Source organism: Acidovorax sp. GW823-FHT05D11 (genome assembly GCF_058795695.1).
In genome coordinates this window covers 5,127,132-5,148,327 of record NZ_CM179502.1, presented here as the reverse complement: position 1 = coordinate 5,148,327, position 21,196 = coordinate 5,127,132, and the positions used below count along the sequence as shown (strand labels likewise).

Here is a 21,196-nt window from a genome sequence, read left to right as displayed (position 1 = left end):
CCTGATTCTGCGGGATGCCGGGCGCCAGGCGGCGAGAGGGCTACACTGGCCGCCTTTTCGCAGGCCCGGCCGCAAGCGGCGGACCTGCGCAGCATCATAGAAGTAAAAAATTGTTCTTCTTCGCCCCTGAGCGATTGACCGGAGCCCTGCCATGACCGATACCACGCCTGCCGCCTCCCCCCTGGGGCTGGGCCCCGACGAACTCGAAGAGATCGACAACATCCTGGACGACCTGCGTTCGCGCGGCGAGGAAATCCCGCAGTGGGAGTTCTGCGACGGTTTCATGACCGCCGTGATCTGCAGCCGCCGCCCCATCGCCCCCGCCGAATACCTGCCCATGCTGCTGGGCGACGGCGCCGAGCTCGATGTGGCCGAGGGCGAGCCCCTGCCGCTGCTGCCCGCCTTCGCGGATGCCGCCCAGCAGGCGCGTTTCCTCGCGCTGTGGGACCGCCGCTGGAACGAGATCGTGGCGCAGCTGGACACCAAGGTCGAAACGCTGGATGACGACCGCACCTTCCAGCCCGAGGCCATGGACATGCGCGGCGCGGTGGCCAGCCTCACCGACGAGCAGCGCGCGGAGATGGGCGACGACCAGGAAATCCCGTCCTTCGGCCAGGTCTGGGCCCTGGGCTTCATGTTCGCCGTGGAGAACTGGCCCGAGGACTGGGCCGCCCCGCGCGACAAGGAGGCCGCCCGGTGGCTGGACGACGCGCTGGACAGCATCGTCGCGCTGACCGAGGACGACACCGGCAAGCCCGAGGTCTGCATGTACAGCGAGGACGGCCCGCCCAGCACCAGCCAGGCGCGCGTCGAGGCCTTCGGCGAAGCCATCTGGGCCGTGTACGACCTGCGCCAGATCTGGAAGAGCATGGGCCCGCGCGTGGAAACGGTGCGCAAGGCCCCCGAGCCGGGCCGCAACGACCCCTGCCCCTGCGGCAGCGGCAAGAAGTACAAGAAGTGCCACGGGGCGACCTGAGTTCCGGTCTCCATGGGTTGGATTGCTATTAAATGAATAGCAATTGGCGCTTGTCACGCAGGCGCCACGGCCTTTTTTGATTTGAAACCCGCGCACCGCGCGGGCTGCTTCTCAGGCCGCCCGCAGCCCGCCGATGCGCTGGCGGCGCACGGCATCCAGCGCGTCGAGCACCTCGGTACCGTGCGCATAGCCCTGCTGCACGATCTGCTCGAAGCGGTTCCACTGCAGCATGCCCACGCGGTCCATGGGCGGGTTGAAGTACAGGTCGGTGAGCTGCTGCGACTGGCGCTGGCGCGACATGCTGTACAGGATGGTCACGTTCATCAGGTAGCTCGCCAGCGACGGCAGCCGGTAGCGCCGCTTGGCGCGCGGCCGCAGCTTGTCGCGCAGCAGGGCCCAGCTCGTGGGCACGTCGTCCAGGTCGATGCGCCGGGGCTTCCTGAAGTTCAGGTCCACGCCGATCACCGTGCCCACGCCGCGCATGCCGCGCATCACGTCCACCGGAAAGTTGTTGAACGTGCCGCCGTCGCACAGCAGGTCGCCCTCGTGCACCACGGGCGGCAGCGCGCCGGGGATGGAGATGCTGGCCAGCAGCGACTTCACGAGGCTGCCCCGGCGCACGACCTGCTCGCTTGCCTTGGAGTAGTTGGTGGCCACGCAGTAGTAGTTCTTCCACAGGTCCTCGATCTGCGCGGGGAAGCCCACCAGCCGCTCCACGGCCGCGAGCAGGATGTGGCGCAGGCGCCGGCCCTTGATGAGCGACAGCAGCGGCAGCAGGTTGAAGTCGCCCGTGGGGTTGGTGCGAAAGGCCTCGCGCGCATTGGCCATCACGTCCTCCAGCGGCTGGTCGGAGGCGACGTACGCCGCCATCACCGAACCGATGCTGGTGCCGCCCACGCAATCGATCTCCACGCCTTCTTCCTGCAGCGCGCGGTAGACGCCCAGGTGCGCGAAGCCGCGCGCGCCGCCACCGGCCAGCACCAGGCCCACGGCCGTGCGGCTCTGGATGCGGGCCAGGCGCGCCATGTCGCGGTCGAGGGCGGGGCGCACGTGCAGATGGTCGGCCACGGGGCGGCGGTCCAGCCAGCGCTGGGTGCCTTGCGGGCACCGGGTGCCGGCCGGGTGCAGCAGCACCAGGATCTCGGCGGCCTCGGCCAGCGGCGCGCGGCGCAGCAGGCACTGCTCCTCGATGGCGTGGAGGGCGGGCTCGGCCTGCGCGTCGGCCAGCAGCAGCAGCTCGTCGCAGTGGCGGCTCACGCGGCGCGTCCAGGGCGTGGGCTCGGGGTCGGCGACCAGCAGCACGAAGTCGTTGCGCGCCTCGATCTCGTCGAGCAGCATGGCGATGCGCCGGTTGGCCGTGGCGTCGGCGCCCTCGCGCTGCGCGATGCCGGCCTCGCGCAGTTCGGCGTCCACCGTGGCGGAATCCACCACGCGCACACGGCCGATGAGGCCCAGCTGGCGTGCCATGCCCTGGCCGAAGCCCTGCAGGTCCACCCCGGCGCTGATCGGCAGCAGCCCCATGGCCACGGGGCGCTCCAGCGCGGCCACGTTGGCGGCCGTCCCGGACTGCAGGCGCTGGATGATCTGGCGCGTGAGCGCGATGGACACCTGCGCGCTGCTGGCCAGCAGGGTCTTGAACACGTCCTTGGTCAGGCGCACCAGCACCGAGTCGCGCACGGCCACCACGGTCGCGGCGCGGGGGGCATCGGTGAACAGGCTGATCTCGCCGATCACCTGGCCGCGCCCCATGTCGGCCACGCGGCGCTGGTGGCCGTCGTCGCCACGCACATAGGCGCGCAGGCGGCCGCTCACCGTGAGGTACATCGATTCGCCCGGCTCGCCCTGCGCCATCAGCGTGCTGCCGCCGGGCAACTCCACCCATTCCAGGTGGGCCCGCAGCAGCTCCAGCGCCTCGGGCTCGATGCCGTGCAGAAAGCTGCGCAGGTGCTCGGTGAGCAGTTGGTTCTGGGTGGCGGTGAAAGGGGGCATGGTCGCGCAATCGGCAGGGCTTGTTTTGGGGGGGCGCTGCGGAAAACGGGGTGCCTGCGCACAGGACTTCGCAACGGATTCCGCAGCTGCGAAGCGGCGGATTCTAGGAACGCCGGAGCCCCTGCGCGTGCCCGGCGGCAGGCGCCGGCCGGGGCCTGCGTGAACAAATGCACGCCTGCCGCGGCGATTGTGGTCCGTGCGCGGCCCGGGCCCGCGCCGTCAGCGCATGAAGGCGCGCAGCGCGCCGGCCGTGGCCTCGGGCAATTGCTCGGGGATGAAGTGCCCGGCGGGCACGGCCTGGCCGGTCACGGCGCCCGCGCACTGCGCCTGCCACAGCGCCAGCGGATCGAACAGCCGGTGCACCACGCCGTGCTCGCCCCACAGCACCAGCGTGTCGCAGGCGATCTTCTCGCCCTGCGCGCGGCCCGTGCGGTCGTGGTCCAGGTCGATGCCCGCGCTGGCGCGGTAGTCCTCGCACGCGGTGTGGATGGCCTCGGGCGTGCAAAAGCAGCGCTCGTAGTCGGCCAGGGCCTGGGGTTCGATGTGGGCCAGGCCCGCGCTGCCCCAGCCGCCCAGCTTGGCGTGCAGGTAGGCGCGCGCGTTGCCGCCGATCATGGTCTCGGGCAGCGGCGCGGGCTGGATCAGGTGGAACCAGTGGTAGTAGGCCCGCGCGAAATCCATGTCGGTGCGGGCGTACATGTCGAGCGTGGGCGCGATGTCGATCACGCACAGCCTGCGCACGCGCGCCGCGTGGTCCAGCGCCAGGCGGTGCGCCACGCGGCCGCCCCGGTCGTGGCCGCACAGGAAGAACGCCTCATGGCCCAGCGCCGTCATGACCTCGGCCATGTCCTGCGCCATCGCGCGTTTGCTGTAGTTGGCGTGGCCGGGCAGGCCGGGGGCGTGCGACGAGTCGCCATAGCCGCGCAAATCGGGCATCACCAAAAAGTAGTCGTGCTGCAGTTGCTGCGCCACGCGGTGCCACAGCGCATGCGTTTGCGGAAAGCCGTGCAGCAGCAAGAGCGGCGGCCCCTCGGCGTTGCCGCCCGTGCGCACAAAGATATCTGCCTCGCCCGTGGCGATACGTTGGGTGTTGAATCCTTGGAACCAGTGCATGGTGTGCGCCGCGAATGAGGTGCGCCCATGCTACACCGCAGCGCTGCAGCGCAAGAGCGCGCTGGCGGTGGACGCGGTGGTGGGCGCGCGCGAGGGGCGCGTTGGCGACCGGGTGCCCCAGTTCGCGCCGCGGGGCCGCCGTCAGATCGTCTTTGCTTACGTAAAGTTACACTGACGGCCGGCTCGCGCGGTGGCACCCCGGGGTGTCCGCATGCAGCCGGCAGCAGCCTGGGGCGCGGTGCGCGGCAGCCCCGCGTGGCACCGGGTTTTCCCTCGCAGGTTCTGAATTCCACCGGTGGTTCGGCAAGGTGCTCGGCGCGAAAAAAAAGAAACAGGCCCTGTGGGCCGAAAAAGGAATGGTTGTGGGTACGACAGAGATGGGCTGTACAGGCGGGGCGGGGCTTGGGGTGGGCGTGATTTCAAGGGGGCGGGGCCGGCTGATGGCACGGCTGCTGCTGCCGTGGTGCCTGTGCCTGGCGGCGTCGTTTGCGCTGGCGGCTCCGGCGATGGTCTCGGTCGTGCCCAGCGACTCCCCGGTGTCGGGCGGTGACGCCTTTCATTTGACGGTGACCTACGACGTCGCCATGGACACCGCCGTCACTCCGGTCATCTCGTTTCCCACGGCGGGTGAAGACCCCGGGGCGTTTCTGGTGCCCACCACCTCGACCTGGCTCGATGCCACGACGTTCCGGCAGAACTATGGCACCGCCAGCATGGTCGTGAACATCAGCCCGGTGGACGTGGCGGTCAGCGGCGCGAAGGACACCGTGGGCGCGGTCCAGTCCCCCGGCTTTCAGGCCGACGTGTTCGAGATTGTCTTCATCCCTCCCCCGCATGTCGTCGATATGAAGGGTGTCATCGATGGCGGCATCCTGGTGCACCCGGCCGGCAGCGGCCATGTCCTCACCGACGCCGACATCGGGAAAACCGTCACATTCGTTATCCGGTATGACATTGCCAGCGACTATGGCGGGTGCCCCAATGGGGTGCCGCTCAACTATCTGTGCACGAACCTGGTGTTCACCAACACGGGTGGCACGCCGCTCACGCTCGGCAATGTCACATCCACATGGGCGAACCGCAACCGCTACATAGTGACCTGGACGATTGCCGATGGCGACGAGCAGTTCGACAGCATCAACGTGCTGATCGCCGGCGGCGTGGGGCGCAAGGACGACCCCGACAACAAGAACACCGATTTCGAACTCACGGGCGTGTTCAGCATCGACACCAGGAACCCCAGCGTCCTGGCGGTCGCGCCCAGCACCGCCGTATTGCGCAGCGACCTGACCACGCAGCGGGGCGGCAGCATCCTGCGCGCCGGGGAGCTCTTCACGCTGACGATCACTTTCAGCGAACCCATGGACACCGCCAGCACGCCGGTGTTGAGCTTCCCCAACCAGCCGGGGCTGGCTGCCGTACTGACGCCCACGGGCGGCAGCTGGACGGACAGCACGCACTACGTGCAGAGCTTCACCGTGGGCGCGGGCAATCTGGTGCTCCCGGCGGTCGACGTGCAGGTGACGGGAGCGCGCGACGCCCACGGCAATCCGCAGAACCTGGGCCTGCTGTCGGGGGTGTTTGCCGTGGCTCTGGGGGCGGCCATGGCCGTGCCCACGCTTTCGTCGTGGGGGCTGGTGCTGCTGGCAGGTCTGCTCGGGCTGGCAGCGATCCCTGCAAGGCAGCGCGGTGTTTTTCGCGGCCGCGCATAGGCCGACCCGCCTGCGGGCGTCGTCTCATGCGGATGTGCGTTCAACCGTATAGCCCAAGCGGAAGCCGCAGGCAGTGCGGTACCGCGGCAACGCGAATCAACGGCGTGAGACGGCGCAAGGCAACGCCGCCTCAGGCGGGCAACCAGGCCAGCAGCCGCTGCAGCGCATAGCGCACCGTGGCCGTGCGGATGGCGGCGCGGTCGCCCGCAAAGTGCTGCATCTCGCTGTGGGTTTCGCCATTCACGCACCAGGCAAACCACACCGTGCCCACGGGCTTGGCGTCGCTGCCGCCCGTGGGGCCGGCCACGCCCGTCACGGCCAGGCTGACCTGCGCCTGGGAATGGGTGAGCGCCCCGTCGGCCATGGCGCGGGCCACGGACTCGCTCACGGCGCCGTCCTGTTCGATCAGGGCGGCGGGCACACCCAGCATGTCGACCTTGGCGGTGTTGGAGTAGGTGACAAAACCACGCTCGAACCACTGGCTGGAGCCCGCCAGGTCGGTGCAGGCCGCCGCGATCATGCCGCCCGAGCAGCTCTCGGCGGTGGCCAGCAGGTGGCTGTGTTTCAGCAGCCGCAGAGAAATTTGCGTCAAATTGGCCTCCAGCGCTGATGTATCAAGCGCCAGCAGCTCTTCATTCGATAGCGATGCGGTTGTCATAGGAACCTCCACAGTGCAATGGCCAGCAGCGTGCAGAAGGCTGCCACAAAGTCGTCCCACAAGATACCCCAGCCGCCGCGCCAGCCAAAGCCCTTGAACAGGCTGTCGGCCCAGCCCACGGGGCCGGGCTTGGCGGCATCGAAGAAGCGGAACAGCGCGAATGCCGCGAGCTGCCCCCACCAGCCCATGGGCATGGCCAGCCAGAGCACCAGCCAGAAGGCCACCACCTCGTCCCACACGATGCTGCCGGGGTCGGCCACTGCCATGTTGCGGGCGGTGGTGGTGCAGGCCCACCAGCCCACCACGGTGCTCCCTGCAATCAGCAGGCCCATGTGCTGGGGCGACAGCCATTGCTGCAGCACCAGGTAGCTCAGCCAGGCCCACAGCGTGCCCACGGTGCCCGGCGCCACGCGCGACAGCCCGGCGCCAAAACCCAGGGCGATGAAGTGCGCCGGGTGAGAAAACATGAACGCCACGGTGGGGCGCCGGGGGGCGGGTGTGTGGGCGGAAGGAGAGCTGGGGGTCATATCAACAATCAACGGTGCTTCGTGCAACCCACGGCGTATGGAGCTGGCGCGCACAAGGCCAGCGTACCTGTGAAACTGGCTTTGCCAGGCCACCGGGTGCGTCCCCTTCCCGCGCAGCGAGAGAGGGGTGACGGCGCGAAGCGCCTCAGGGGGTGCCTCATCATTTACTGGCGCTCTTGCAGCTCCACATCCTTGGGATACCGGATCGTGTGCTCGGCGCTGAACTGCGCCGTGGCGCCCGCGCCCAGGGCCTGCTGCCAGGCCACGGTGCCGGGCGTGCGGTTCCAGGCCATGTCGGCGGGCTGGGGCTGGTAGCGCGATTCGACCTCGATCTTCTCGTTGCGCGAGACCGGCGCGGCATGCAGCACCTGCAGCGTGATGCCGGTCTTGTGGCGGTTTTCCACGCTGTAGGCGCGGCGGGTCTTGCGCTCGGTGCGCGAGCCGGTGAAGCCCGCGCTGCCGGTCAGGTCCTGCGCGGGCTCGGCCCGCACCGTGACCAGTTCATCGCGGCCGAACGACAGGCTGGTGCTGCCCGCCGGAGCGCCCGGGCTGGGCGTGCCGAAGTCGATGCGCCCGCTGCCCACGAACGCGCCGTCGCGGTACAGGCCCGCCGGGCCCGCGGGCCACACGCCGGGCGGCTGGGCGATGTCGGCCACCAGGTAGGCGGCTTCTTCCACGGCGGGGGCCGTGCGGGTGATCAGCGTGGCGGGCGCGGCGTGGCTGCCCAGCGCCAGCGTCACGCGCTGGCCGCTCGATGGCACGGTGATGCGCTGCGGCACCGCGAATTCGGTGGCGAAACCCTTGTCGGTGGCGCTCACGTCGAACGTGGGCATGGCCTCCTCGGCCACATTGCGCGCGCGGGCCGCGGGCGCGGGGGCGGGCGGGGCCATGGCCATCATGGGGGCCGCCGCGGCCACGGGCTGCGGCGGCGGTGCCAGGTCCAGCGTCCAGGCGCGCGGCAGGCGGCCCTGGGTGGCGCGGCCGGGCTGGCCGGTGGAAAGGGTCAGCTGCACGTTGCCCCAGTCCTCGCCGCTGTTTTGCGCCACCAGCGCCTGGCGCTCGACCAGCACCTTGGCTTGGCCGGCGTCTAGCGTGGCGCGGTAGGTGGGCTGCCAGCCCGGGCCGCGCACCTGGTAGGACAGGCGCAGCTCGGCCTCGCGCTCGGTGGCGAGGTTGATGGTGACGGACACCACCCGCGCGCGCTGGCTGGCCACGCGCTCGCGCTCGGCCACCAGGGGCTTGAGCGCCAGTTCCAGCGATTCCTGCTTGCGCTGGAGCTGGTGCGCGCGCGCAAAGCTGTCCTGCCCGGACTTGCGCAGCACCTCGGCCGTCGCGGTGATCTGCGCGGGTGCGGGGGCGAGGCCGCCGGTGCGGCCCGCCGCCGCCGCATCGCCGGGGGCGGGCCCCGCGTGGGCCACGCCGCGCAGGTAGCTGTCCACCAGCTGCAGCGCCGAGGCCTCGGCCTTCACGCCGGCGATCTGGTCCTCCAGCTCGCGGATGCGGCCGTCCAGGGGGCTGGCGCAGGCGGCCACCACATCGCGGTCTTCGGTGAGCACATTGAACTCGCCCACCCGCACGCCGGGGTCAGCGTTGATCTGCAGGCTTTGCGCATCCAGCGACGCGGGCAGGCAGGCCAGCGTGAGGCTGCGCGCGCCGGCGGGCACCTTGGCCACCCGCTCCACGGTGGCGCTGCCCGGATAGACGGTGACGCGCGTGATGCGCGAGGTGTCCTGGGCCAGGGCCGCCGGGGCCACGTTGCACAGCACGGCCAGGCCGGCCAGGCACGCGTGCCGCAGCGGGCGTGGAGCGCGCAAGCGCAGGGCGATGGGGAAGTGGATCACGGGGTTCCTCGGGCGCGGTGGACAAACGGAAATGGGATGCTAGCAGCCGTGTGGCGTTGCCGGATGCTCACAGCATCCCCGGGACCTCGTGCGCCAGGAAGTCATACACGGCGCGGATTCTGCGGCTGGTGCGGATCTCGCGGTGGACCGTGAGCCAGATGGGCAGCTCGGGCAGGGGCAGCAGGGGCAGCACGGCCACCACCTCGGGATCGGTGCGGGCCAGGTAGCGGCCGACGAAGCCGATGCCCAGTCCCGCGCGCACGGCCGCCCAGTAGGCCATGAGATCGTCGGTGCGGAAGGCGAAATGCTGGCGTTCCACCGGGTAGCCCATGGCCGCGAAGCCCTGCGGAATGTCCTCGTGCCGGTCGTTGCCGATCAGCTCGTGCTGCAGCAGGTCGGCCGGCTGGCGCGGCACGCCCTTGCGGCGCAGGTAGTCGCGGTGGGCGTAGGCGCCCAGGGTCACCGCCCCGATGCGCCTGGCCACCAGGCTGGCCTGGCTGGGGCGCACCATGCGCAGCGCGATGTCGGCCTCGCGGCGCAGCAGGTTGGTGACCTCGTTGCTGGCCACCAGCTCCACCTGCACCTCGGGCAGCGCCTGCCGCATGCGCGCGAGCACGGGGGGCAGCAGCGCGCAGGCCACGGGCTGGCTGGCGGTGATGCGCACGGTGCCGCTCACCCCGGCCTGCGCGCCCGACACGCTGCGCGCGAGCTGGTGCGCGCCGGCCTCCATCGCGCGCGCCGATTCGGCCAGCTGGAGCGCCGTGGCCGTGGGCAGCAGCCCGCGCCCGGTGCGCTCGAACAGCACCACGCCCAGCTGTGTCTCCAGCTCGGCGATGTGGCGGCCGATGGTGGGCTGGCTCGCGTTCAGCACGCGCGCCGCGCCCAGCAGGCTGCCCTGGTCGAGCGCGGCCAGGAAGGACTGCACCAGGCTCCAGTCGAAGGTCTGATTCATGGGGCGGCGGCGTGCTCCGGTTTCTGCGGGCCTTGCTATTCAAAAATGAATTGCTGATATGAAAAGTTAGGCAATTGTGTAGTTCGCCGCGCATTTCCACAATCACCCCATTCCTTCTTTTCACAAAGGCCCCCGATGACCACCAGCGCCACGCTCAGCACCGCCGCCCCGGCGGCTTCCACCGTGCTGATCCTTGGAGGCCGGGGCCGCCTGGGGCAGGCCGCCGCCCGCGCTTTCGCCCAGGCGGGCTGGCAGGTGCTGGCGCAGGTGCGGCCGGGCGCCCAGGGAGCGGCGCTGCCGGCCATACCCGGCGTGTGGTGGCTGCCCGCGGCGGTGCAGGACACCCCCGCGCTGGCGGCGCAGGCCCGGGGCGCCCAGGTGGTGGTGCATGCGCTCAACCCGGCCTACACGCACAAGGCCTGGCGCGACGAGGCGCCCGCCCTCATGGAGGCGGCGGTCGCCGTCACGCGCACGCTGGGCGCCACGCTCATGCTGCCCGGGAACGTCTACAACTTCGGCGAGGGCATGCCCGCCGTGCTGCGCGAGGACACGCCCCAGGTCGCCACCGGCTTCAAGGGCCGCCTGCGCGTGCAGCTCGAGCAGCGCCTGGCCGCCGCCACGCGGGACGGCGGACTGCGGGCAGTGGTGGTGCGCGCGGGCGACTTCTTTGGCAGCGGCACGGGCAGCTGGCTCGACCAGGCCATCGCCAGGGAGCTGCCCCGGGGCCGCATCACCTGGCCCGGCCCGCTGGACGTGGCCACGCCCTGGGCCTACCTGCCCGACCTGGCGCGTGCCTTCGTGCGCGTGGCCCAGGAGCGGCATCGCCTGGCCGCCTTTGAATGCCTGCATTTCGCGGGGCACCACGCCAGCGCCCGGCAATGGCTGCACAGCTTCACGGCCATTGCCGCGGAACAGGGCTGGCTGCCCGATGCCGGCGCGCTGCGGGTGGGGCGGCTGCCCTGGCCGCTGCTGCGCATCGCGGGCGCCGTGGCGCCCACGTTCGCCGCGCTGGCGGCCATGCGCTACCTGTGGAGCACGCCGCACCGGCTGGACAACACGCGCCTGCGCGCGCTCATCGGCGATGAACCCCACACGCCCTTCGACCAGGCGGTACGCCAGGCGCTCGCCGACCTGGGGCTGCTGGCGCCGCAGGCGCGCCGTGCCGCGCTGGCCTGACCCGTGTCTGTCTTTCTCACCCCTCCAAGGAGCGTCTCCATGCATCGCCGCAACTTCATTCGATTGGCCGGTGGTGGCACCATCGCCGCCGCCACGGGCACGCTGGCCGCGTGTGGCGTGGCCGGCCCGCACTACCCCGCCGAGGCGGTCGAGGCCTGGCAGGGCCCCGTGGGCGAGACCGAGGTGCGCCGCCGCGCCGTGGCCTACGCCATCACCGCGCCGAACCCGCACAACCTGCAGCCCTGGGTGGTGGACCTGCGCGAGGACGGCGTGATCACCCTGCGCACCGACCGCGAGCGTGTGCTGCCGCACACCGACCCGCTGGGCCGACAGATCCTGATCGGCCACGGGGCGTTCCTGGAGCTGCTGGTGCTGGCATTGGCGCAGCAAGGCGCGGGCAGCGAGGTGCAGCTGTGGCCGCAGGGCCCGCTGCCCGAGGCGCTGACCGCCTGGGACGACCGGCCCGTGGCGCGTGTCACCCTCCAGCCCGCGGGCCAGCCCGATCCGCTGTTTGCGCAGGTGCTGCAGCGCCGCACGCCCAAGAGCGACTTCGACACGGCCCGCCCCGTGGCGCCCGAGGTGCTGGCCGCGCTGCTGGCCAGCCAGCGCCCCGGGGCGCCGCTGCAGGCCGGGGGAACGGTGGACGATGCCCGCCTGGGGCCGCTGCGCGCGCTGTGCTGGGAATCCGCACAGGTCGAGCTGCTCACCCCGCGCACGATGATGGAGAGCATCCACCTCACGCGCGTGGGCCCCTCCGAAATCCTGCGCCACCGCGACGGCATCTCCCTGAACTCGCCCTTCGTGCGGGCGGTGGCGGCGCTGGGCATGTTCGACCGCACGGCGCCGCCCGCCGAAGGCAGCGCGGCCTACAAGAGCGCGATGGGCCGCTTCGAAGGCCACAGCCGCACGGCCATGGGTTTTGTGTGGATCGCGGGCGGCAACACGCGCGCTGACCAGGTCCAGGCAGGTCGGGCCTATGCGCGCCTGCAGCTGCGGGCCACGGCGCTGGGCGTGGGCATGCACCCCATGAGCCAGGCGCTGCAGGAGTTCGCCGAGATGGCGCCGCACTACGAGCGCGTGCACCAGCTGGTGCTGGGGCGGCCCGCGCCGCGCAGCGCGGACGATGCCACGGTGCAGATGTTCTGCCGCATCGGCTACCCGCAGGGCGAGGTGCCCGCCACGCCGCGCCGGCCGCTGGCGCAGTTCGTGCGCGCTTGAGCGGGGCGGTCGCCGCGCAAGGAAGGCCCGTTTGCCGGCTGGCTGGTTGGCTGGAGGGCCGGGGCGGCTTCCCGTTCCCGCCGGGCGGCGGCGTCGAACCGGGGCTTCGCGCGCGGCGCGTCAAGCGGGAAAGGGCGGCCCGTGGGGCTGCAGGCACATGGGCGTTTCGTCGAAGGCCAGCCAGCCCAGCGTGTCGCACAGCGCCTGCACCCACGCGGTGTAGTCGGTGCGCAGCGAGCAATGCATGGCCAGCGGGCCTTCGGAGACGTTCTCGGGAAGGTGGAACTCCACCCCGTGGCCCAGCACCGTGGCATGGCCCCAGGTGGGCAGGGCCCATTCCAGCCCCGGCAGCACCTGGGCGAGCGATGCCTTGATGTGCTCGATGTCGCGCAGCACCAGCACGGTGTCGGGCGAGAGGTCCTCCGTGCGCAGCGGCAGCCGGGCGGGTTGAAAGAACAGGTAGGTGTAGGCCATGGAGCGTGATGTTGCACGCTGCGGGCCTGGCGTTGCAAAAGCCCGCAGGGCGCCGCGTGAACTATTGCGCAGCGCGGCCGCTTTGGCGCCTGGCCTCAAGGCCCCGGGGTGCCGGCGGGCGCTGAAAGGTACTCCCGCACCAGGGCCCGCGCGCGGTGCAGGCGGCTCTTGGCCGCTTCGCGCGTCACGCCCAGGCGCTGGGCCATCTCCTCGATGGTCAGCTCCTCGAAGTCGCGCAGGAGCAGCGCGTCGCGGTAGAGGGGGGGCAGCGAGTCGATGGCCAGGGCCAGGTCGTGGCGCAGTTCGTGGTCGGGCCGGTGCGACCATGCCAGCGTGTCCTCCACCTGCGCCAGGGGCTCGGCCTTGAGCCACGCGAGCATGGGCCGCATGCACAGCCGCTGCACGATGCGCACCACCCAGCCGCCAAACGCCGCCACCTCGCGCAGCGCGCCCACCCGGCGGTAGACGATGATGAGCGCCTCCTGCACCACGTCGTCGGTGGCCGTGGTGGCCGCGCAGTGGCGCAGCGCATAGCGGCGGATGTCGGGGCGGGTCAGGCGCAGCAGCTGCTCCATCGCCACGGCGTCGCCGCTGCGCGCTGCGGGCAGCAGCTGGGCGAGCGTGGGTAGTGGTTGGGTGGGGCTCATCTTCTCAGTTCTCCACGGTGCATTGCGCCACCCGCAGCCCATGAGACCGGCGCGCTGGCTGCGCCTCCCTGCCCGCGCGCAGCGTGAGAGCGGGGGGTGAAGGCACGAAGCGACTCGAGGGGGGAATGTCTCATGTCATTCCACGGGCCTGCGGCCCACCATGGCACAGGCGGGGCAGTAGCCCAACGCGCCGCTCAGGATGCTGCCGACGCCCGCGGCGGCCAGCGCCAGGCCCAAGGGGGGTGCGGCCAGCCACCACAGCCCCGCAGCGATGAGGGCGACGCCCCCCACAACGCGCAGCAGGCTTTCGGGGCGGGTGATGTTCTTGCGGTACAGCATGGGAATTGGTTCCTTGGTCGGTTGAAGGAGATGCCAGCACAGGGCGCCTCCCCCACCAAGAGCCGCTGGTTTCGCCAAAGGATTCATGGTCCGCGAAAAAAAGTGGCCGCCGGCCGCCGGGGCCCGTCACCGGAAATGGTCGAACGAGGCATAGCGGTTGTCCATGGGCTGGCCCTGCGCGTCCAGCAGCTGCAGTCCGGGCTCGGCCCGCACGGTGCCGATGCGGGTGACGGGCGTGCCGCTGGCCTGCGACGCGGCGGCCACGGCGTCACGCTGTGCGGGCGGGGCGGTGAAGGCCAGCTCATAGTCGTCGCCGCCTGCCAGCGTGCATTGGTGGATCAATTCCAAGCCAAATTGGCCGCCGGCGCTTGATGAGTAAGCGCTGAAAGCTATCATTTTTGAAGTAATGTGCGTGTCGATGCGGGCCCCGACGCCCGAGGCCTTGAGGATGTGCGACAGGTCGCCCAGCAGCCCGTCGCTCACATCCATGGCGCTGCTGGCCACCCCGCGCAGGGCCAGGCCCAGGGCCACGCGCGGGGTGGGGCGCTCCAGCCGCTGGCGCGCGCGGGCCAGCACGCCGGCGGGCAGGGGGGCGTGGCCCAGCAGGGCTTCCAGCGCCAGGCGGGCGTCGCCCAGCGTGCCGCTGACATAGATGTCGTCGCCGGCCCGTGCGCCGCTGCGCAGCAGGGCCTGGCCCGGGGGGACCTCGCCAAATACCGTGATGCAGATATTGAGCGGGCCCTGCGTGGTGTCGCCGCCCACCAGCGCACAGCCGTGGGCGTCGGCCAGCGCCAGCAGCCCGCGCGAGAAGCCCGCGAGCCAGGCCTCGTCCACCCGGGGCAACGACAGGGCGAGGGTGAACGCCAGCGGGCGCGCGCCACAGGCCGCCAGGTCCGACAGGTTCACGGCCAGCGCCTTGTGGCCCAGGGCCTCGGGGTCCACGTCCGCAAAGAAGTGGCGGCCCTCCACCAGCATGTCGCTGGAGATGGCCAGCTGCATGCCGGGCGCAGGCGCCAGCAGCGCGCAGTCGTCTCCCACGCCCAGGGCCACGGCGCCGCCGGGGCGCGCGGGGCGGGTGAAGTAGCGGGCGATCAGGTCGAACTCACCCATGGCAGGGCCTTGTGGTCATGGGGTGTGTGCGGTGTGGATGGTGGGCCGGGGAGGGCCAAAAATCAGAAAACATGTGCGGCAGCAAAAAAGAGCGTGGCATGGTGGTGCGCTAGCGCGGGTCAAACCACCGCGCCCAGTGGTCGATGCAGGCCTGGATCTTGGGCAGCCGGTGCCTGCGGGTGAGGGTGATGGCATGGATCGGGCTGGGCTGCAGGTTCACGCAGTCGGCGAGCACGGGCGCCAGCAGGCCCTGGCGCACGAGGGGCTCGGCCACCACCGTGGCCAGACGCGCAATGCCCAGGCCCTGCAGCGCCATGCGCGCCGTGATGGCGGTGCTGCCCGAGCGCCAGTGGCCCTCGGCCACCAGCACGCGGGGTTCTCCATCGACGAGGAAGGGCCAATGGTTCAGGAAAGCCACCGCTCTGGTGGGCGAATTCGCCTTCCAGCTCGTCGAGCGTGCCCGTGATGCGGCGGCAGTAGTCCAGGAAGGTCAGTCCCTCGGGTGTGGGCGCGAGGCCATGCGTGGAGCGGTGCAGCAGCCGCGCGCCGCAGGCTTGCTCGATGCGCGACAGGGTGCGCGAGACCTGGCTCACCGGCGCGCCGCGCTCGCGCGCCACCGCCGAGAGCGAGCCCAGGTCGGCCACGCGCACGAACAGGTGCATGTCTTCAAAGCGGATCTCGCGCATGGGGCGATGGTAACGGCGGGGCCTTGCAATCCGCGCAAAACGGTCTTGCGCCGTGCGCCGTTTCCGCCGCGCCCGGGGCTGCCTACAGTGGCTTCAAGCCCTGCAAAACAGCCCTCGAAAGGAACCGCCATGCACCAGCCCATGCACCCCGCTGAGTACCAGAGGCTGCGCGATTGCGCCCGGCGCGACGCGCTGCGGCTGCGCCAGAAGGCCCTTCGTGACGCCCACGCCTGGCTGGCGCGCACTCTGGTGCGCGCGGGCCTTTGGGTTTTGCGCAGCGCCGGGCTGAACACGCCATCCCCTGCTGCTCCCACCCCGCAAGAAAGGAAGACAACACCATGCCAACCCTCGTTCTGAAACTGGCCCCGCTGCAAAACCCCGAACGCTACCGGCAACTGGCCTGCGCTGACGGACCTCACGGTGGACCTGCTGAGCAAGCGCCGCGAGGTGACGGCGGTGGTCATCGACGACCTGCCCGCCGCGCGCTGGCACATCGGCGGCGCACCTGCCGAACAGCCCACGGCGTTGCTGGAGATCAGCATCACGCAGGGCACGAACACGCAGGAAGAGAAGGCCGCCTTCATCCAGGCGGCGTTCGCGGAGCTGCAGCGCCAGCTGGCCGGGGACGGCGTGCTGGCCCCCGCCAGCTACGTGGTTGTGCGGGAGCTGCCCGCCAGCGACTGGGGCCATGGCGGGCGCACGCAGCGCTCGCGCCAGCTGGCGGTGCTGCCGGCGTGACGGCGGGGCCGCGCAGGATCAGGCCGTGGCGCCGCGAAAGCGCTGCGCCGCCTGGCGGCTGACCTCGGCCAGCAGTTGCTCCTCGCGCTGGCGCTCGCGCAGCCAGCGCGCATCGTTCTGGCCCGCTTCGACCTCGGTGCGCAGCATGTGCATGGCGCTCGATGCGCCTTGCACGGCGGCGTGGCCGGCGATCTTGTCCATGGTCTTGAGGATGTGCTCGCGCAGCGGCATGTGGTCGCCCGTGGCCGGGTCCACGTACACCGCGTCCATGCCGAAGCGGCAGGCCTGGAAGCGGTTGTAGGTGTAGACCAGGTAGTCGTCCTCGGTGGGCATGAAGGGCTGCTCGGCCAGGAACCAGGCGCCCAGCGACTGCACGTAGCCCGCCAGCGCGGCGGCGCGCTCGATGGTGAGCGGGGTGTCGAACACGCGGATCTCGATGGTGCCGAACTCGGGCTTGGGGCGGATGTCCCAGTAGAAGTCCTTCATGCTCTTGACCACGCCGGTGCGCGTCATCTTGTCGAAGTAGGCGGTGAAGTCCTCCCACGTGAGCGCCAGCGGGGCGCGGCCCGAGAGCGGAAACGCGAACACCGAGTTCAGGCGCGCCGAGTCGAACGCCGTGTCCTGTCCCTGCACGTAGGGGCTCGATGCCGACAGCGCGATGAAGTGCGGGATGTAGCGCGACATGCGGTGCAGCATGAGCAGCGCGGCGTTCGCGTCGGGGCAGCCGATGTGCACGTGCTGGCCGAAGATGGTGAACTGCTTGGACAGGTAGCCGTACAGCTCCGACAGCTCGCGAAAGCGTGGCTTGTCGTAGATGCGCCGCTCGTGCCATTGCTGGAACGGGTGCGTGCCGCCGCCCACCACGGCGATGTTGAGCTTGTCGGCGCTCTTGACCAGCGCGTCGCGGATGGGCGTGAGCTGGCCCAGCACCTCGCTGCTGGAATGGCAGATGCCCGTGGAGATCTCGATCATGCTGTTCGTCATCTCGGGCACCACGCTGCCGGGCAGCGGGGTTTTCTTCATGAGGCGCAGCATGTCCTCGGCATAGGGGGCCAGGTCGTAGTCGTTGGTGTTGACGAGCTGCAGCTCCAGCTCGACGCCCAGCGTCAGCGGTTCGGAATGGTTGAAGGCTTCAAGACTCACGATGGGGTGTCTCCGTTGTGGCCACGGGTCGTCAGTGGCGCCCAGGGTTTAGAGCTCTCGCCCGCGCGGTAGATGGCCACGGTGGCGATCACGGCGCCCAGCACTTCCATGAGCAGGATGGCGGGCAGCGCCACGCCGGCGATCACATGGCCCGTGGAGGGCGAGGCGAGCACGAACTGCGAGGCAATCAGCAGCGCGATGGACGACATCGGCGTCATGGCGCAGCCCACCCACAGGGCCTGCTTCCAGCTGGCGCCGCTGCCCACGTTGCCCAAGGCGACACCCGTGGCCTTGGCCAGCAGGCGCACGGCGATCAGTGCCAGCACGACGCCCGCCACCGGCGCGCTCCAGTCCGCCTGCGCGGCCACGGTGGACACCAGCACGAACATCAGCATGGTCAGCAGCGAGGACGCATTGCCCAGCTGGCGCGGCCATGCCCAGGGGCGCGGGTTGAGCTGCTTGAGCAGCATGCCGCCCAGCAGCGCCGCCAGCGGCGCCGAACCGCCCATGTGCGCCGCCACGGCGGTGCCCGCCGCCACCAGCGCGAGGAACAGCATCGAGGTGTTCTCGCTCGTGGGGCTCATGAAGCGCAGCGCCATGCGCAAGACCAGCGCCAGCACGGCCGCCACCACGATGGAAACGCCCAGCACCACGATCACCGGGTACACGGTTTCCACCACGGTGAGGCTCTGGCGGTTGATCAGCTCGGCCTTCGCGCTGCCCAGCGTCAGCGCATACAGGGTGGACAGGGTGGTAAGCACGATGGCGCGCTCCGTCACCGGGCCGGCCGCGCGGGTGTCCGCCACCACGCGCGTGAGCACGGCGGGCGATGCCGCCAGGGCCACCAGCGCCAGCGGGCCGGCCACCTGCGGGGGCAGGTTCAGCCACACCAGCACCCAGTACACGGCAAAGTAGGTCAGCACGGATTCAGCAATGCTCTGCACCAGCACCATGGGGTTGTGGCGGAACCAGCGCAGCGGGATGCGGCCACCGCATTCAAAGAGCACCAGGGCGATCCCCAGCTCCAGCAGGAACAGGCCGATACCCTGCAGCGGCCACACGGCGCCGCTGAAGCCTGCGAGCCCGGCGGCGGTGCCCACCAGCGAGTAGCCCAGCACCTTGGGCAGGCCGGTGTGGCGCTGCGTGAGATAGCCCACCATGGCCGCCACCGCGAGCAGCAGCGACCATTGCACCGTGGGCAACCCGGCCGAGGGGCGCAGCCATTGCGCCCAGAAGCTCAGGATTTCATTCATGTTTCGGGACCTCTGCGTCAGACGGGCTGGCCCGTCGGTGTGAAGGAGCGGGCGCACACCGCCTCCGCGGGGGAAGGGGTGCGCCTGGCGTGGCCTGAATTTACAGGCGGAAACAAAACGTCTCTGTAGGACAGGGGCGGCGCTTGGTTCCACCCGCCGCTGCGCCTCAGGGCGCGGTGCGGCGTTCGGGCATGAAAAAACTCAGGGGCGCCGAACGCATGCGCGCGCGGATCGCCGCGTAGATGCGCGACCGGTCCACGCCGCTCACGTTCTGCGCGCGCAGCGCGAGGCTGAAGGCCAGGTAGAAACTGACGGTGACATTCAGCGCGCCCAGCAAGGGAAGCGACGCTACGGCCCACCAGAAGGCGGGCATGTGCAGCACTCCCAGGCCCAGCGCGGCGCTGGCCGCGCCCACCTGGCCTGTGGACAGTGTGACATGGCGCACATCCAGGGCCAGTCCGAAAAACCCTGCAAAGGCCGGGACGAGCCCCAGCATGAAGCCCAGCGAGATGTTGGCCGCGAAGCCCGAGAGGTTCTCGCGCAGGAAACGCGCCCAGCGGGCGGCCCGCTCCGTGCCCAGCATGCGGGTGATGCGCGGGTTGTAGTGCATGGCCGAGTCCAGGCGGTTGAGCACGAACCAGTTCTCGGTCCAGCCCGCGATGATGCTGGAGGCGAACAGCAGCACCCCGGTGAATGCCGCGAAGAGCAGCGACGGGCCCAGCAGGTGCAGGGACTCGAACACGTGCGCTGCCTCGCGCTCGCTGATGGCCGGGCTGCCGGTGGCCAGCGCGATCAGCATGGCCAGCCCGAGCACCGCCGGGAACACCACGAACACATTGCCCAGCACGGCGGCCACCTGGGAGCGCACCAGGTGCGTGATCTCGTCCACGAACGACTCGATGGCGTCGCTGGCGCCCAGCTCCTTGAGCTTTGCGGCCATGGCGGGCGCCGTCATCGCGGGCTGCTTGGTCGCCACGGTCAGGTGCAGCAGCTGGATCAGCACGAACGTGACGGCGTAGTTCACGCCCGCCCAGAAGCCGCCCCAGAAGGCGGACAGCGCCAGTGCATAGAGGCCGAACTTGGCCAGCGTGGTGAAGGCCATGACCGCGCCGCCCCCTGCCGCCTTGCGGACCATGGCCCGGTACTCGGCCGCGGTGCGCGTGATGTAGTGTTCGCCGGTTTCCGCGCTGCGCTCGACCACCTTGGCCGCCAGCAGCGAGGAGTTGGACGCCAGCAGGGCGCGCAGGCTGCGCCGTTCCTGGCCCACCATCACCAGGCGTGCCATGAGCCGGGCGGCGGTGACGGACGGCTTGGGCGACAGCAGGCAGTCCAGCAGCTCGCGCACGCGCAGGATGCGCTCGCGCAGTTGCCGCAGGCGGAAGACCAGGCCCACGGAGATGCCGTTGTCCTCGAAATGGGTGTAGACCGTGGCGGCCGCGGCGCGGCAGGCCTCCAGCCGCTCGCGCAGGCGCTGCGCGGCCTCGTTGAGCCGGTCTGGAGTGCGCAGCGCATGCAGCACCTCCACGCGCAGGCTTTCCACGTCGCGGATCAGGGCATGAAAGGGCTGGGCTTCGCGGGCGGATTCGCTCATGCGCAGGCGCAGCTCGGGTGCGAAGCCCGTGGAGAGAATCTGTCCGGCGCAGTAGGTGATGGCATCCAGCAGGGCCCGTTGCCAGCGCGAGGGGCCCGGGTTGCCTTCGGTGCTGGGGGGCGCCAGCAGCGCCACAAGGCGGGTGAGCTGGGCTTCTTCCAGGGCCGACAGCCACTGCGCGTCGAACTCCCCGGGCAGGGCCAGCATGAACAGCTCGGACGCGTCGATGGTTTCAGGGCTGCCCGGCAGCAGCTTGGTGCGCAGGCGTTCGGCCAGCTCGCTGACCAGCGCGGTGCGGGGCGCGAAGCCGAAATCCGCCAGCAGGGTGGTGATGTCCACCTGGTCGACCAGCGTGGCCCACCACGCCTGAAGCCGCAGCTGGATGTCGGGCCGTGCCTGCACCGCATCCAGGAAGAGCTGCACGCGGCCCACGGCGGAGGCCACGGAGTCGCGCTCGCCCCGCACCCAGTCCAGCAGGTGGATGAGCCACAGGTGGCGGTGCGCGAGGTCGGCTGCCGGATCCAGCGCCGACAGCAGGCTGGCCAGGTCCGGGGTGGTCTTGCCACGCTTCAATGCAGCACCCGACCGCTCAGCGGCTCACCCGACGGGCCGTGGTTGATCGCTTCCAGCACGAAGAGCGGCACGGGCGTGTTGAAAGGCTCCCCGTCCTCCGCCACGCAGTGGAACGTCCCGTGCATGGTGCCGCTGGCGGTGCGCAGCCGGCATCCGCTGGTGTACTGAAACGATTCACCGGGCTTGAGCAGCGGCTGGTGGCCCACCACGCCCAGGCCCTTGACCTCCTCGGTGTGGCCGCGGGAATCGCTGATGATCCAGTGGCGCGAAATCAGCTGTGCTGGCGCTTCCCCCGCATTGGTGATGGTGATCGTGTAGGCGAAGCTGAACACGCCGGTGTCCGGGGCGGACTGCTCGGGCAGGTATTCGGGGCGCACCTCCACGGCGAACTGGTACTTTGGCATGGGGCGAATGGTAAGCCAATGGTGCAGAAACCCCGCGTGCCCGGGGCCTGAGTGCGCGGCGGCGCCCGGGCGGAGG

21 protein-coding genes and 1 pseudogene are annotated in these 21,196 nt (G+C 70.6%); 6 read left to right on the top strand and 16 right to left on the bottom strand.

Translation table 11 applies throughout. From position 1 onward, the window contains the following. Positions 1-151 precede the first annotated feature (151 nt). Positions 152-976, top strand: coding sequence for a UPF0149 family protein (locus AC3RCE_RS23735; RefSeq protein WP_492254093.1), 825 nt, complete (start codon positions 152-154; stop codon positions 974-976). Between the two features lie 111 nt (positions 977-1,087). Here the strand turns inward: AC3RCE_RS23735 and AC3RCE_RS23730 are convergent, their stop codons facing one another. After that, entirely contained in the window at positions 1,088-2,965 is a 1,878-nt protein-coding gene (locus AC3RCE_RS23730; RefSeq protein ID WP_492254092.1) for a patatin-like phospholipase family protein, read from the bottom strand. A 219-nt stretch (positions 2,966-3,184) separates the two neighbouring features. Next, on the bottom strand, positions 3,185-4,078 hold the full coding sequence (locus tag AC3RCE_RS23725; RefSeq protein ID WP_492254091.1) for an alpha/beta fold hydrolase: 894 nt from the start codon (positions 4,076-4,078) through the stop codon (positions 3,185-3,187). A 440-nt stretch (positions 4,079-4,518) separates the two neighbouring features. On the opposite strand from AC3RCE_RS23725, the gene AC3RCE_RS23720 reads away from it, so the two are divergent. Next, complete coding sequence (locus tag AC3RCE_RS23720) at positions 4,519-5,790, top strand: IPTL-CTERM sorting domain-containing protein (RefSeq protein WP_492254090.1); 1,272 nt, start codon at positions 4,519-4,521, stop codon at positions 5,788-5,790. Positions 5,791-5,920: 130 nt separating this feature from the next. Here AC3RCE_RS23720 and AC3RCE_RS23715 read toward each other — a convergent pair whose 3' ends face one another. From AC3RCE_RS23715 to AC3RCE_RS23700, 4 genes are all read right to left on the bottom strand, one after another. Further along, on the bottom strand, positions 5,921-6,448 hold the full coding sequence (locus AC3RCE_RS23715; RefSeq protein ID WP_218296767.1) for a CinA family protein: 528 nt from the start codon (positions 6,446-6,448) through the stop codon (positions 5,921-5,923). Continuing rightward, the gene (locus AC3RCE_RS23710; protein WP_218341206.1) at positions 6,445-6,975 is read right to left on the bottom strand and encodes a phosphatidylglycerophosphatase A family protein; all 531 of its coding nucleotides are present in this window, start codon (positions 6,973-6,975) and stop codon (positions 6,445-6,447) included. The genes AC3RCE_RS23715 and AC3RCE_RS23710 overlap by 4 nt, the downstream gene beginning before the upstream one ends. Positions 6,976-7,139: 164 nt before the next feature. Further along, positions 7,140-8,816, bottom strand: a complete 1,677-nt coding sequence (locus AC3RCE_RS23705) for a DUF4139 domain-containing protein (RefSeq protein WP_492254089.1) — start codon at positions 8,814-8,816, stop codon at positions 7,140-7,142. Positions 8,817-8,883: 67 nt separating this feature from the next. Further along, entirely contained in the window at positions 8,884-9,768 is an 885-nt protein-coding gene (locus AC3RCE_RS23700) for a LysR family transcriptional regulator (protein WP_369643601.1), read from the bottom strand. Between the two features lie 135 nt (positions 9,769-9,903). On the opposite strand from AC3RCE_RS23700, the gene AC3RCE_RS23695 reads away from it, so the two are divergent. Further along, positions 9,904-10,944, top strand: coding sequence for an NAD-dependent epimerase/dehydratase family protein (locus tag AC3RCE_RS23695; protein WP_492254088.1), 1,041 nt, complete (start codon positions 9,904-9,906; stop codon positions 10,942-10,944). Between the two features lie 39 nt (positions 10,945-10,983). Next, a complete protein-coding gene (locus AC3RCE_RS23690; RefSeq protein ID WP_218296771.1) occupies positions 10,984-12,162 on the top strand; it encodes an Acg family FMN-binding oxidoreductase in 1,179 nt (392 codons plus the stop codon). Positions 12,163-12,282: 120 nt separating this feature from the next. On the opposite strand, the gene AC3RCE_RS23685 is transcribed toward AC3RCE_RS23690, so the two are convergent. The 6 genes and pseudogenes from AC3RCE_RS23685 to AC3RCE_RS23660 all read right to left on the bottom strand — a co-directional run. Then, positions 12,283-12,636 carry a hypothetical protein gene (locus AC3RCE_RS23685; RefSeq protein WP_218296772.1) on the bottom strand — a complete coding sequence of 118 codons (354 nt, stop codon included), beginning with the start codon at positions 12,634-12,636 and terminating at the stop codon, positions 12,283-12,285. Positions 12,637-12,731: 95 nt separating this feature from the next. Next, the gene (locus AC3RCE_RS23680) at positions 12,732-13,283 is read right to left on the bottom strand and encodes an RNA polymerase sigma factor (RefSeq protein WP_218341209.1); all 552 of its coding nucleotides are present in this window, start codon (positions 13,281-13,283) and stop codon (positions 12,732-12,734) included. A 135-nt stretch (positions 13,284-13,418) separates the two neighbouring features. Beyond that, a complete protein-coding gene (locus tag AC3RCE_RS23675) occupies positions 13,419-13,622 on the bottom strand; it encodes a YgaP family membrane protein (RefSeq protein WP_492254087.1) in 204 nt (67 codons plus the stop codon). Positions 13,623-13,748: 126 nt separating this feature from the next. Beyond that, positions 13,749-14,732, bottom strand: a complete 984-nt coding sequence (gene thiL, locus AC3RCE_RS23670) for a thiamine-phosphate kinase (protein WP_492254086.1) — start codon at positions 14,730-14,732, stop codon at positions 13,749-13,751. 109 nt (positions 14,733-14,841) lie between these two features. Further along, positions 14,842-15,150 (bottom strand): LysR substrate-binding domain-containing protein, encoded by a 309-nt coding sequence (locus AC3RCE_RS23665; protein WP_492254085.1) that lies wholly within the window; start codon positions 15,148-15,150, stop codon positions 14,842-14,844. 136 nt (positions 15,151-15,286) lie between these two features. Further along, a pseudogene (locus tag AC3RCE_RS23660) lies at positions 15,287-15,394 on the bottom strand (LysR family transcriptional regulator); the annotation flags it as partial. A 153-nt stretch (positions 15,395-15,547) separates the two neighbouring features. Between AC3RCE_RS23660 and AC3RCE_RS23655 the strand changes: the two are divergent. Further along, positions 15,548-15,775: a hypothetical protein gene (locus tag AC3RCE_RS23655; protein WP_492254084.1), complete on the top strand. Its 228-nt coding sequence runs from the start codon at positions 15,548-15,550 to the stop codon at positions 15,773-15,775. Positions 15,776-15,838: 63 nt separating this feature from the next. After that, positions 15,839-16,156, top strand: coding sequence for a tautomerase family protein (locus AC3RCE_RS23650; protein WP_492254083.1), 318 nt, complete (start codon positions 15,839-15,841; stop codon positions 16,154-16,156). A gap of 18 nt (positions 16,157-16,174) precedes the next feature. Here AC3RCE_RS23650 and AC3RCE_RS23645 read toward each other — a convergent pair whose 3' ends face one another. The 4 genes from AC3RCE_RS23645 to apaG form a co-directional block, all read right to left on the bottom strand. Further along, positions 16,175-17,299: a YbdK family carboxylate-amine ligase gene (locus AC3RCE_RS23645; protein ID WP_218296778.1), complete on the bottom strand. Its 1,125-nt coding sequence runs from the start codon at positions 17,297-17,299 to the stop codon at positions 16,175-16,177. Beyond that, positions 17,296-18,552, bottom strand: a complete 1,257-nt coding sequence (locus AC3RCE_RS23640) for a cation:proton antiporter (protein ID WP_218296779.1) — start codon at positions 18,550-18,552, stop codon at positions 17,296-17,298. The genes AC3RCE_RS23645 and AC3RCE_RS23640 overlap by 4 nt, the downstream gene beginning before the upstream one ends. 166 nt (positions 18,553-18,718) lie before the next feature. Then, on the bottom strand, positions 18,719-20,716 hold the full coding sequence (locus AC3RCE_RS23635) for a site-specific recombinase (protein WP_218296780.1): 1,998 nt from the start codon (positions 20,714-20,716) through the stop codon (positions 18,719-18,721). Further along, positions 20,713-21,120, bottom strand: a complete 408-nt coding sequence (gene apaG / locus AC3RCE_RS23630) for a Co2+/Mg2+ efflux protein ApaG (protein ID WP_218296781.1) — start codon at positions 21,118-21,120, stop codon at positions 20,713-20,715. The genes AC3RCE_RS23635 and apaG overlap by 4 nt, the downstream gene beginning before the upstream one ends. Positions 21,121-21,196 lie beyond the last annotated feature (76 nt).

Excerpts from the sequence above, each read along its gene's own strand:
- thiL (WP_492254086.1), bottom strand. The coding sequence starts at position 14,732 with ATGGGTGAGTTCGACCTGATCGCCCGCTACTTCACCCGCCCCGCGCGC.
- AC3RCE_RS23730 (WP_492254092.1), bottom strand. The coding sequence starts at position 2,965 with ATGCCCCCTTTCACCGCCACCCAGAACCAACTGCTCACCGAGCACCTG.
- AC3RCE_RS23640 (WP_218296779.1), bottom strand. The coding sequence starts at position 18,552 with ATGAATGAAATCCTGAGCTTCTGGGCGCAATGGCTGCGCCCCTCGGCC.
- AC3RCE_RS23720 (WP_492254090.1), top strand. The coding sequence starts at position 4,519 with ATGGCACGGCTGCTGCTGCCGTGGTGCCTGTGCCTGGCGGCGTCGTTT.
- AC3RCE_RS23715 (WP_218296767.1), bottom strand. The coding sequence starts at position 6,448 with ATGACAACCGCATCGCTATCGAATGAAGAGCTGCTGGCGCTTGATACA.
- AC3RCE_RS23735 (WP_492254093.1), top strand. The coding sequence starts at position 152 with ATGACCGATACCACGCCTGCCGCCTCCCCCCTGGGGCTGGGCCCCGAC.
- AC3RCE_RS23690 (WP_218296771.1), top strand. The coding sequence starts at position 10,984 with ATGCATCGCCGCAACTTCATTCGATTGGCCGGTGGTGGCACCATCGCC.
- AC3RCE_RS23675 (WP_492254087.1), bottom strand. The coding sequence starts at position 13,622 with ATGCTGTACCGCAAGAACATCACCCGCCCCGAAAGCCTGCTGCGCGTT.
- AC3RCE_RS23725 (WP_492254091.1), bottom strand. The coding sequence starts at position 4,078 with ATGCACTGGTTCCAAGGATTCAACACCCAACGTATCGCCACGGGCGAG.
- apaG (WP_218296781.1), bottom strand. The coding sequence starts at position 21,120 with ATGCCAAAGTACCAGTTCGCCGTGGAGGTGCGCCCCGAATACCTGCCC.
- AC3RCE_RS23700 (WP_369643601.1), bottom strand. The coding sequence starts at position 9,768 with ATGAATCAGACCTTCGACTGGAGCCTGGTGCAGTCCTTCCTGGCCGCG.
- AC3RCE_RS23695 (WP_492254088.1), top strand. The coding sequence starts at position 9,904 with ATGACCACCAGCGCCACGCTCAGCACCGCCGCCCCGGCGGCTTCCACC.
- AC3RCE_RS23680 (WP_218341209.1), bottom strand. The coding sequence starts at position 13,283 with ATGAGCCCCACCCAACCACTACCCACGCTCGCCCAGCTGCTGCCCGCA.
- AC3RCE_RS23655 (WP_492254084.1), top strand. The coding sequence starts at position 15,548 with ATGCACCAGCCCATGCACCCCGCTGAGTACCAGAGGCTGCGCGATTGC.
- AC3RCE_RS23685 (WP_218296772.1), bottom strand. The coding sequence starts at position 12,636 with ATGGCCTACACCTACCTGTTCTTTCAACCCGCCCGGCTGCCGCTGCGC.
- AC3RCE_RS23710 (WP_218341206.1), bottom strand. The coding sequence starts at position 6,975 with ATGACCCCCAGCTCTCCTTCCGCCCACACACCCGCCCCCCGGCGCCCC.